The following is a 9,877-nucleotide window of genomic DNA, read 5'->3' as shown; positions in this document are numbered from 1 at the left end:
AAGGTCAGTCGGTCGTGCCCGAGGTCGCGGTCGCCGATCACCCAGCGCGGGCGGGCGAGGAGCTCGTCCAGGTCGGTGGCGGGGTCGATCGCGTCGGGGAGCAGTTGCGCGAGGATCCACGGCTGCGCCCGTCCGCCCTGGCATCCGGCCACCACGGTCACGTCGCCGCGATCGACGATGGCCGGGGCGAGGGTGTGGGGCGGGCGCGCGCCGGGCCGGACGGCCGCGGGCGAGGACGGGTCGAGCGAGAACGCGCTCCCCCGGTTGTGGAGCAGGATGCCGGTCTCGGGGTCCAGCAGCCCCGAGCCGAAGGTCTGGTAGACGCTCTGCACGATGGTCACGGCGTAGCCCTCGTCGTCCATCGCGACCACCGCGGCGGTGTCGCCCTGCGGGCGCGGCTCCCCGGGCCCGCCGGGCGCCGGGCCCTGCAGCGCCAGGAGCGCGGCGAGATCGACCGGCCCGGCGAGGGGATCGCCCAAGTGGGCGCCCCGCGCGTGCGCTCCCCGCACGCTGGCCTCCAACAGGGCAGCGGCACCCGGGTCGCCCTCGGCGGCGGCGGCGACGCCCAGGAGCACGGCCCCCACGGAGGGCGGCGGAGCCACGCTCCATACGGCGCCGCCGATCCGCTCGCTGAGCGCGTCGACGACCTCGGGGCGGTAGCCGGCGAAGTCCTCCGCGGTGTGCGTGCCGCCCCCGGCGCGCAGCGTGCGCACGAGAGAGTGGGCGATGTCCCCGCGGTAGAAGGCGTCGGGGTCGTCGGCGAGGTGCCGGAGCGACCGCGCCAGCGCGGGCTGGACGAGGGCGTCCCCCTCGACCAGCAGCGCATCGTCGCGGGTGAACACCGCGCGCAGGCCCGGGTCAGAGCGGATCGCGTCGGCGCGCGAGACGAGAGCACGGTCGAGACCGGCGCTGACCGGGATCCCGTTCTCGGCGACGTCGGCGGCGGCCTGCAGAGCGCGCCCCAGCGGCAGGGTGGCGCCGAGCTCGGCGATCGCGCGCCACCCGGCGAGCACGCCCGGGACGGTGACCGAAGCGGCTCCCGCGCGGGGGATCTCGCGCCAGGAGGCGGACGCCTCGGCGATGGCCGCCGGTGCGGTCCCGGCCGCGACGACCGCGGTCGTGGAGCCGTCGGGGCGACGGACGAGCGCGATGACGTCACCGCCGAGGGCGCACTGGTGCGGATAGACGACGGTGAGCATCGCTGCCGCGGCGAGCGCGGCATCCAGGGCGTTGCCCCCGGCGGCGATGGCGGAACGTCCCGCGTCGACGGCGGCGGCGTGAGGGGCGGCCAGGGCGGTGGTCATGTCAGATCCCCCGTCGATCGGTCGAGAGGAAGTCGAGGTCGGCCCGGGGGATGCCCTCGCACAGATCGGCGACGGCGTCGCCGAGAGCGGGTCCGAACTTGAACCCATGGCCCGAGCACGCGGATACGGCGATGACCTCGGGGGTGTCGGCGAGCGCGCCGATCACGAAGCGCTTGTCCGCGGTCATCGTGTACAGGCACGCGGCCGCTTCGACGGGGGCGGTGTCGAGGGCGGGCACGTACGTGTGCAGCAGCGCGCGCAGTTCCTGCACCTCGGCCGGGGTCGGCGGGGCCACGGGGGTCTCGGGATCCCAGATCTCTCCGGCATCCACTCCGAGCTTGACGCCGTTGCCGTCGGCATCCGGGATGCCGAAGACGAGCCCCTCGGGACGATCGACCGAGAACGCGCCGAGCGCCGGCGGGATCCCCGCAGATTGCCCGGGCCGGACGGTGACGGTCAGGATGCGCCAGACCTCGAGCAGGTCGGACAGCTGCGGCAGGAGCCTTCCCGCCCACGGCCCCGCGGCCACGACGAGACGCGCGGCGCGGACGACACCGCGGTCGGTGCGGACCTCGACGCCGGTCGGGCCCGCGTCCCAACCCAGGATCCGCTCATCGGAGCGGAGATCGGCACCGGCAGTCGTGGCCACGTGCCGCAGCGCGACGAGGGCGCGTTCGGCCTCGATCACCCCCGCCGACGGGTCGTACACGGAGCGGTAGCCGTCGGGGACGGCGAACGACGGCATGAGGGAGGCCATCTCGGCGGGGTCCTCGACGAGGACGCAATCCGGACCCTGCAGCTGCGCTGCGCCCTCGTGGGCGTACAGTCCGCCGGTGCGGTGCAGCAGGACGGTGCCGGTCTCGCGCTCGAGGGACTCCCACGCGTCGAACGCCTTCTCGACGAGCGGATTCCACACCGGGTTCGGGTAGGCGCGCCGGATCATTCGCGTGCGGCCGTGCGAGGATCCGCGGGCGTGCGCCGGCGCGAATCGGTCGATGCCGACGACGCGCAGGCCGCGTCGGGCCAGACTCGCGGCCGTGGCCATCCCGTGGATGCCGAGCCCGAGCACGACGACGTCGGCCGAGACCGCGGCGGTCATCGGGTGACCCCCGCGCTGATCGCGGCGACACCGTCGATGAGAGCGGCCACATCGGTCTCGTCGTTGTAGACGTGCGGGGAAGCGCGGACGACACTCGGCACGCCACGGTCGCCCAGATCCCACTGCCCGTGCGTGGCGGGAACCGAGACGACGCGCACGCCCCGGCGCGCGAGCTCGACGACCGCGTCGGCGGGAGCCACGCCGTCGATGACGAACGTGACGATCGCCGAGCGGGTGCCCGGCGGGTCGGCGACCGCGACGCCGTCGAGACCGGCGAGTCCGGCGCGAAGACGCTCACCCGCGGCGACGAGCCACTGCGCGGTCGATGGGATGCCGCGCGCGATCGCCTCGTCGAGGGCCACGCCGAGTCCGAGGCGCGCGGCGACCGCCCCCTCCCAGGTCTCGTAACGCCGCGCCGAGGCGTCGAGCTCCCACGAGGCGCTCGAGGTCCAGCGTGCTCCACGCACGTCCGGGGCCGTCGGGAGCAGCCGGTCCTGGAGGGTGTCGCGCACATAGGCGAAGCCGGTGCCGCGCGGCGCCCGCAGGAACTTGCGCCCGGTCGTGACGAGGATGTCGCAGCCGATCTCTTCCACGTCGACGGACAGATGACCGACCGACTGGGTCGCGTCGAGGATGTACGTCCCGCCGTAACGCCGCACGACCTCCCCGATCTGGGCGGCCGGCTCGACGAGACCGGACGAAGTGGGCACGTGGGCGACCGTCACGATCGACGGTACCCCGTCCGAGAGGAGCGCATCGAGGGCGGCGACGTCGACGCGGCGCCGCTCGTCGTAGGGAGCGATGACGAGATCGATGCCCTGTTCGCGCGCGAGGCTCATGAGGTGCAGGGCGTGGCTGACATACGTGCTGCTGGAGGCGACGATGCGCTGCCCGCGCTGCGGGCGGAGGGCGTCCAGCATCACCCGCAGCCCGGTCGAGGCACTGTCGAACAGTGCGATCTCGGCCGGCTCCGCCCCGACCAGCGTGGCGGCGGACGCGTACACGTCGTCGAGTCGGCCGCGGCGCTCGGCGGCGGCCTCGTACCCACCCTTGGTCTCTTCGAGGCGGAGGTGCTCGACGACGGCGGCGACCACGCCATGGGTGGGCAGTGCCGCGCCCGCGGCGTTGAAGTGGCTGGCCAGCGTGGATCCGGTCGTGCGGCGCCGTTCGGCGGCCACGTCGATAGGGGGTCCGTCCACGGGGGGCGCGGGTACCGCGGCCAGCGCGGCGTCTGCGGTGGGGAGCGAGTTCATGGGGGACGGGATACCTCCGAGTAGGATCCAAACATACTACATGTGGATCCAATCTTGCTTCTCGATCTGGAGGTGTTGTGTCCCGCATGCTCGCCTACGTCGGCACCGCGCCGGCGAACGCCGCCACCGCGCTCGGGCCGGAGGTCCTGGCATCCTTCTCCGCGCTGTCGCGAGTGCACGCCGACGGATGGGGGTCGGCGTGGCGGGGCCACGACGGCGTCTCGACCCACGTCGTCGCGGATCGACGCGCCAGGCTCGACGACCTGGCGCGCGCGGTGCCGACCCCCACATCCGCCGCACTCCTCTACCTGCGCTTCGGCAGTTCGGGGACCGGCGCGACCGAAGCCGAGGCGCAGCCCTTCGTCCGCGGCCACGTGGCGTTCCAGCACAACGGCGCGCTGGCGCCGCCCGAAAGGCTGCGCGCAGCGCTCACCGCCGAGGAACGCGCGAACCTGCGCGGCTCCAACGACAGCGAGCTGTACTTCGCGCGCGTGTGCCGCGCCCTCACCTTCGCGGAGCATGTCGACCCACGGGCCGTCGCCGACGCGGTCGCCGCGGTGCGCGCGCTGTACCCCGACGCGTGCCTGAACGCCCTGCTGCTCACCCCCACCGCGCTCGTCGCGGTGCACTCCTCCGCCGGGAGGCCGGCGCCGCTCGCCGCCTTCGCCGCACGCGGGCTCGACGTCGTCGACCTCCCTCCCGGACACGGCGACGGCTACAACCGCCTGTTCACGCGGCGCACCGCGGCCGGCACGCGCCTCGTCGCGACCACCGGCATCCCGCTCGAGGGCTGGACGCCGCTCCCCGAGGAGACGGTCTCGATCGTGACGCCGGAAGGGCTGGCATCCGTCCCAATCCCCCGTCCGACACCCGTGTGACGCGCGAGAACCGGAGCGGGCCTACCGTGGACACATGGCTCGCATGCGTGTGGAACCCGACGACGCCCCGACGGCGCGCCTCTCGGACGGATCGATCGCCCGCGTGACAGCCTCGACGTTCGTCTCGGGCTCCGAGCTCGTCGTCGACGGCACCCCGCAGTCGCACGTCGATCTCGACGACCCCACGCACTTGCACTTCGAGTACGTGGCGCGCATGGGCGCCGTCATCGACAGACTCCGGATGCCGGGGCAACCCCTCACCGCGGTCCACCTGGGCGCGGGCGCCCTGACGCTCCCCCGCTACGTCGAAGCCACGCGACCGGGCTCGCGACAGCAGGTCATCGAGCTGGAGCCGGCCCTGTGGGATCTGGTGCGCGAGAACATCCCGCTCCCCCGCGGCGCGGCGATTCGTGTGCGCATCGGCGACGCCCGCGCCGGCGTCGGACGGCTGCCCGCCGGTCTGCGCGGCGCCGTCGACCTCCTCGTCAGCGACGTCTATTCGGGCGCGCAGACCCCGGCCCATCTGACGACCGTGGAGTTCTACCGCGAGGCGGCGGCGCTGCTCGCACCCGACGGCGTGCTGCTGGTCAACGTGTCCGATGGACCCGGGCTCGCCTTCGCCCGCCGGCAGGTCGCGACGATCCGCGAGGTCCTGGGCGAGGTCATCGTGCTCGCGGAGGTGCAGGTGCTCAAGGGGCGCCGGTTCGGCAACCTCGTCGTCGCGGCGTCGGCCGCGCCGCTGCCGGTGGAGTGGCTGCCGCGCCTGATGGCGGCCGGACCCCACCCCGCGAAGGTCGCTCAGGGGGCCGAGATCGACGAGTTCGTTCGCGACGCGCGCCCCGCGACGGATGCCGATGCGACACCGTCGCCGAAGCCCTCGGCATCCATCTTCGAGCGCTGAGACGGACCCGCGGTCGACCGCTCGCTCAGGTTCGCCACCCGACGGTGTGGCGAGGCGGATCATCCGGCCCCCGCACCGCAGACTGGAGTCCTTCGGCCATTCGAGAGGAGCGACGGTGAGCTATATCCACGGGTACGACCCCGACACGTTGCGCGAGATCACCGACTCTCGTGAGTGCGCGGAGCGGCTCGAGGAGATCGGCTCGCAGCGCAGCCTCCCGGCCCTCCTCGAGCGCACGTGGCTGCTCAAGGTGCTCGACCGGTTCGACGAGGCCCTCACCGTCTCGGAGCAGTCCGTCCGCGTGGCCCGCATGGCCGGAACGCGCCGCGACCTGTTGCGCGCGCGCATCCTGCACGCCACGATCCAGCAGTGCCGCGGCGCCTTCGCCGCCGCCGAGCAGGAGCTGACGGCGTGCGCGGAAGAGGCCGAGGGTCAGGGCTGGGCCGGTATCGCCGCGTTCGCCCTGCAGCACCGGGGCAAGGTGCACTACGACGAGGGCGAGTACGAGTCCGCGCGCAAGGATTTCAAGCGGGCGCTGTTCCTGCGACAGAACGCGGGAGCCTCCGACGCCGAACTGGAGTCGACGCTGCTCGCGATCGACGCCGCCGACCGCCGACGGACTCGCGCGGTCGTGGCGAGCTGACGTCGGAGCCCCCCTCTACGATTCCCGTCATGTCCGATCTGCAGCGTGTGCGTGTGTGGGCGGAGGCTCTGATCGCCCTGCACCTCGACGAATCGTGGTCGTTCGCGTTCGACAACGCCAAGCGCCGCGCGGGTCTGTGTGACTACGGGCGGCGCCGCCTCAGCGTCTCGCGCTACCTCGCCGCCCGCTACGACGACGACACCAATCATCAGACGCTGCTGCACGAGGTCGCCCACGCCCTCGCGGGGGCCGAGGCCGGCCACGGCCCGGTGTGGAAGCGTGCGGCCCGCGAACTCGGCTACATCGGGGGCACCACGCACGCCGGAGAGACCGCGAACGAACTGGCGCCGTGGGTGGGCACGTGTCCCGCGGGGCACGTCGCCTACCGGCACCGTCGCGCGACACGCCCCACGTCGTGCGCGAAGTGCGCGCCGTCCTTCGATCCCCGCTTCGCCCTGACGTGGATCCGGCGCGAGATCACCCCCGCGACGCGACTCGCCGCGTCGACGCCCCGCTGAACCGGACGCCCCGCCACGGCTCACGCGGCGACGCCCACGCCCTCACGCGGCACCGCTCGCCGCGCCACCCGCTCACGCGGCGGTGAACACACCCCCACGCAGGACCGGGACGACGGATGCCGCGTCGCGCTCGGCCGCGGCGAGCACGAGATCGCGCGCACCCGCGTCGGCCAGAACGCGGCCCGTGCCGCTGGCCGTGAGGAGATGCCGGACGGCGCCGCGCAGCGCCCGGAACCCTTCGCCGGCCACGGCCGCGTCGGGCGAGGCGTGGTCGATGCCGAGGTCGCCGAGCGCGGTGACGACGGCGCCGGCGCCCAGGAGATCCTCGACGGCGAACCGCACGCCGGACTCCGGCGCGTCGTCCGCATCGCCCGCCGCGATGACGGCGATGCTCGTCCGCTCCCCGCGGTCACGTTGCACGTCGAGCACGTGCGCGGCGACAGCCGCGGCGTTACGTACACCGGCGACGACGACGTGGGCCCCCGCCCGCTCCGCCGCGAGGGCGATCCGCTCGGCGTCGCTCGACGACGCCGCCAGCGTGCGGTCGTCCTCGGCCGCGGCGATCGCTCGCGCCGAGAGCCCCAACGTCTGCACCACCACGACGACGTGCGCGGGAGCCAGTCGGTGCAGACCCGCTTCGCCCCAGTCCAGTCGCACCTGGTAGTTCGCCTGCGCGAGGGCATCGGGGGTGTGCGGCATCCTTCGAGCCTACGACGAGCCGCGCACGGGCTCTCGCCGCGTCAACCCGTCCCGCAGCCGCCCGCGGAGTTGACACAATGCGAGCATGCGCATTCTGCTGAAGTTCGAGATCGCCTGCGATCCGGATGCCGCATGGCGGGCACTGCATTCCCCGCGGGCGGTCGCCGAGCTGTACGGACCGCTCCTCGATGTCGAGCCGCTCGAGGACATGCCGACCTCGTTCGCCTCGGGTGACGACGTCCCTGTCCAGATGCGCGCGGCGGGGGTCTTCCCGGTCGGCCGCCAGCTCATCTCGGTCTCGGACCGTACGACGCGCGACGCGCACGGCCCGGTGCGGGTGTTCCGCGACTGGGGCGTGCCGCTCACCGGCCCGCTGGCGGCGCTGGACGTGTGGGATCACCAGATGGCGGTCTCGGCGGTCCCCGGCGACCCGAGCCGGACGCTGTGGCGGGAACGTCTCACGATCGGCGGCGCCGCCGCCCCCGCGCTCTGGCCGGGGCTGTGGGCGATGTGGCAATGGCGCGCCACCCGCATCCGCGCGCTCGCACCGACGTGGGCGCACGATCCGGAACTCGATCACGACGACGCCGAGCCGCCCGCCTCCTGAACGTCCCGGGGCGGGTCAGACCAGACCGTGCCGGTAGGCGAACACGACCAGCTGCACCCGATCGCGGAGCGCGAGCTTCGTGAGGATCCGGCTCACGTGCGTCTTGACCGTGGCCTCCGACAAGAACTCGCGCGCGGCGATCTCGGCGTTGCTGAGGCCGGTGGCGGCGAGCGCGAAGATCTCCCGTTCGCGGTCGGTGAGCGCGGTGTAGCTCGCCGGGACCGGCTCGGTCGTGCCGCCTTCGGCGATGTGGGCGAAGAGATCGCGGGTGGCTTCAGCGGTGATGACCGCGGAACCCGCGTGCACGGTGCGCACGGCCGACAGCAGGAACTCCGGGTCGGAGTCCTTCAGCAGGAATCCGCTCGCGCCGTGCTGGATGGCATGTGCCGCCGCTTCGTCGAGATCGAACGTGGTGAGCACCACCACGCGCGGAGCGCGGGGTTCGCGCAGGATCTCCGCGGTCGCGGTGAGACCGTCCATGACGGGCATGCGCACGTCCATCAGGACGATGTCGGGACCTGTCGCTCGCACGACCTCGATCCCCTCCCGGCCGTCGGAGGCCTCCCCGACGACCTCCATATCGGGCTGGGAATCGAGCACCATCCGGATGCCGGCTCGGAAGAGGGCCTGATCGTCGACGAGCACGACACGGATCGGCGAGGTCATGACAGCGGTTCCTCTCGAGGGGCGGGGACATTGCGGCATCCACTCTGCCGCGCACGGGGGACGCGGGCGAACCGCACTCTCACGAGGGAGCTCCGATCGGCAGGCTCGCCCGCACGACGAAGCCGTCTCCTTCGGGCTGCGCCGACAGCGTCCCTCCGACGAGCTGGGCGCGTTCCCGCATTCCGATGAGGCCGTGCCCGGCGGACGACGGAGGCGCGGCGCCGATGACCCGTCGATTGCCCACCGTGAGCTCGACCTGGTCGGGATGCCATGCGAACCGAACGACGGCCCGGCGGTCGGCCCCGTGCCGGAGGGCGTTGGTGAGCGCCTCCTGCAGGATCCGATAGAGCGCGAGCTGCACCGCGGCGGGGGGCTCGCCGTCCGGTGGAGGCTCGACCGACACCTGCAGGTCGACCCCGGCGGCCCGCACCTGCGCATACAGCGTCTCGACGTCCGCGAGGGTGGGTTGGGGGCCGTCGGCCTGACTGTGCCGCAATTGGGTCAGCAGGAGCCGCACGTCACCGAGGGCGGCGCGGGCGGTCGACGAGATCGTGGCGAGGGCCTGGGTCGCAGCGGCGGGATCCTGAGCGGCGGCGTAGCGCGCCCCGTCGGCCTGCGCGATGACGACGGCGAGCGAATGCGCCACGACGTCGTGCATGTCGCGCGCGATGCGCACACGCTCCTGTTCGGCGACGGTGGCCTCTTCGGCGGCGCGCTGCGCCGCGGCGTTCGCGGCGGCGCGGTGGGCCGTGCGGACGAGCGCCCCCGTCACCCAGGCGAGGAGGAACGCGAAGCCCGAGGCCAGCAGCACCGCGAGGACGGCGAAGAGACTGTCGGGATTGAACACCCCGTTCACCCCGCGCAGGACCACGTACGCCGAGGCCACCGCGGCTCCGACGAAAGCCGAGACGAACCCCGCCCAGAACACGCGGCGACTGCCGTACGCGGCCGAGACGTAGAGCACGACGAACACGACGACGTCGGTCGGCGACGGATCGCGCAGGAACCCCATCTGCACGCACGCCCCGGCCCAGGCCAGGAGGAGGGCGACCCCGGGCTGCAGCCGTCGGAAGGCGAACGCGGCCGTCATGAGGGCGACGAACAGGAACGCCCCGAGGTTGCTCACGACGTCTCCCGGCCCCAGCTCGATCACGATCGAGAACAGCCCGAACACCCCGGCCACGACGAGGTCGACGGTCCGCTGGTACCGGAGCAGGGGACGCAGGGCGATGCGCATCCCCCACACGCTACGCGGCACGGGAACGGCCGGCATCCGTCGGCAGATGTATCTGCTGGGGGCGAGGCGGGG

Annotated in this window: 11 protein-coding genes; 5 read left to right on the top strand and 6 right to left on the bottom strand. The window is 73.3% G+C overall.

Annotation, left to right across the window (positions count from 1 at the left end; genetic code table 11):
- The 3 genes from FE256_RS16430 to FE256_RS16420 all read right to left on the bottom strand — a co-directional run.
- Positions 1 to 1,304: gamma-glutamyltransferase (locus FE256_RS16430; RefSeq protein WP_171024389.1), on the bottom strand; the 1,304-nt coding region annotated here is incomplete at its 3' end.
- Position 1,305: 1 nt separating this feature from the next.
- Complete coding sequence (gene solA, locus FE256_RS16425; protein WP_138177810.1) at positions 1,306 to 2,403, bottom strand: N-methyl-L-tryptophan oxidase; 1,098 nt, start codon at positions 2,401 to 2,403, stop codon at positions 1,306 to 1,308.
- Positions 2,400 to 3,656 (bottom strand): aminotransferase class V-fold PLP-dependent enzyme, encoded by a 1,257-nt coding sequence (locus FE256_RS16420; RefSeq protein WP_138177808.1) that lies wholly within the window; start codon positions 3,654 to 3,656, stop codon positions 2,400 to 2,402. Before FE256_RS16420 ends, solA begins: the two co-directional genes overlap by 4 nt.
- 86 nt (positions 3,657 to 3,742) lie before the next feature.
- On the opposite strand from FE256_RS16420, the gene FE256_RS16415 reads away from it, so the two are divergent.
- The 4 genes from FE256_RS16415 (at position 3,743) to FE256_RS16400 (ending at position 6,596) form a co-directional block, all read left to right on the top strand.
- Entirely contained in the window at positions 3,743 to 4,534 is a 792-nt protein-coding gene (locus tag FE256_RS16415; protein ID WP_138177806.1) for a class II glutamine amidotransferase, read from the top strand.
- Between the two features lie 34 nt (positions 4,535 to 4,568).
- On the top strand, positions 4,569 to 5,435 hold the full coding sequence (locus tag FE256_RS16410) for a spermidine synthase (RefSeq protein WP_138177804.1): 867 nt from the start codon (positions 4,569 to 4,571) through the stop codon (positions 5,433 to 5,435).
- A gap of 115 nt (positions 5,436 to 5,550) precedes the next feature.
- On the top strand, positions 5,551 to 6,078 hold the full coding sequence (locus FE256_RS16405) for a tetratricopeptide repeat protein (RefSeq protein ID WP_138177802.1): 528 nt from the start codon (positions 5,551 to 5,553) through the stop codon (positions 6,076 to 6,078).
- 29 nt (positions 6,079 to 6,107) lie between these two features.
- Positions 6,108 to 6,596: a SprT-like domain-containing protein gene (locus FE256_RS16400; protein ID WP_138177800.1), complete on the top strand. Its 489-nt coding sequence runs from the start codon at positions 6,108 to 6,110 to the stop codon at positions 6,594 to 6,596.
- 72 nt (positions 6,597 to 6,668) lie between these two features.
- On the opposite strand, the gene FE256_RS16395 is transcribed toward FE256_RS16400, so the two are convergent.
- Complete coding sequence (locus FE256_RS16395) at positions 6,669 to 7,295, bottom strand: 2-phosphosulfolactate phosphatase (RefSeq protein WP_138177798.1); 627 nt, start codon at positions 7,293 to 7,295, stop codon at positions 6,669 to 6,671.
- Positions 7,296 to 7,380: 85 nt separating this feature from the next.
- On the opposite strand from FE256_RS16395, the gene FE256_RS16390 reads away from it, so the two are divergent.
- On the top strand, positions 7,381 to 7,902 hold the full coding sequence (locus tag FE256_RS16390) for a hypothetical protein (RefSeq protein ID WP_138177796.1): 522 nt from the start codon (positions 7,381 to 7,383) through the stop codon (positions 7,900 to 7,902).
- 15 nt (positions 7,903 to 7,917) lie between these two features.
- Here the strand turns inward: FE256_RS16390 and FE256_RS16385 are convergent, their stop codons facing one another.
- Together FE256_RS16385 and FE256_RS16380 are read right to left on the bottom strand one after the other, a co-directional pair.
- Positions 7,918 to 8,568, bottom strand: a complete 651-nt coding sequence (locus FE256_RS16385; protein WP_138177794.1) for a response regulator — start codon at positions 8,566 to 8,568, stop codon at positions 7,918 to 7,920.
- A 79-nt stretch (positions 8,569 to 8,647) separates the two neighbouring features.
- Positions 8,648 to 9,877: sensor histidine kinase (locus tag FE256_RS16380; protein ID WP_502704863.1), on the bottom strand; the 1,230-nt coding region annotated here is incomplete at its 5' end.

Source organism: Microbacterium sp. 5K110 (genome assembly GCF_005774735.1).
Classification (GTDB): domain Bacteria; phylum Actinomycetota; class Actinomycetes; order Actinomycetales; family Microbacteriaceae; genus Microbacterium.
The sequence above is the reverse complement of the archived record's forward strand: the minus strand, read 5'-3'. Positions and strand labels throughout refer to the sequence as shown.

What these genes read in the sequence shown, in the direction of transcription:
- solA (WP_138177810.1), bottom strand. Translation starts at nt 2,403, where the DNA reads ATGACCGCCGCGGTCTCGGCCGACGTCGTCGTGCTCGGGCTCGGCATC.
- FE256_RS16420 (WP_138177808.1), bottom strand. Translation starts at nt 3,656, where the DNA reads ATGAACTCGCTCCCCACCGCAGACGCCGCGCTGGCCGCGGTACCCGCG.
- FE256_RS16415 (WP_138177806.1), top strand. Translation starts at nt 3,743, where the DNA reads ATGCTCGCCTACGTCGGCACCGCGCCGGCGAACGCCGCCACCGCGCTC.
- FE256_RS16410 (WP_138177804.1), top strand. Translation starts at nt 4,569, where the DNA reads ATGGCTCGCATGCGTGTGGAACCCGACGACGCCCCGACGGCGCGCCTC.
- FE256_RS16400 (WP_138177800.1), top strand. Translation starts at nt 6,108, where the DNA reads ATGTCCGATCTGCAGCGTGTGCGTGTGTGGGCGGAGGCTCTGATCGCC.
- FE256_RS16395 (WP_138177798.1), bottom strand. Translation starts at nt 7,295, where the DNA reads ATGCCGCACACCCCCGATGCCCTCGCGCAGGCGAACTACCAGGTGCGA.
- FE256_RS16390 (WP_138177796.1), top strand. Translation starts at nt 7,381, where the DNA reads ATGCGCATTCTGCTGAAGTTCGAGATCGCCTGCGATCCGGATGCCGCA.
- FE256_RS16385 (WP_138177794.1), bottom strand. Translation starts at nt 8,568, where the DNA reads ATGACCTCGCCGATCCGTGTCGTGCTCGTCGACGATCAGGCCCTCTTC.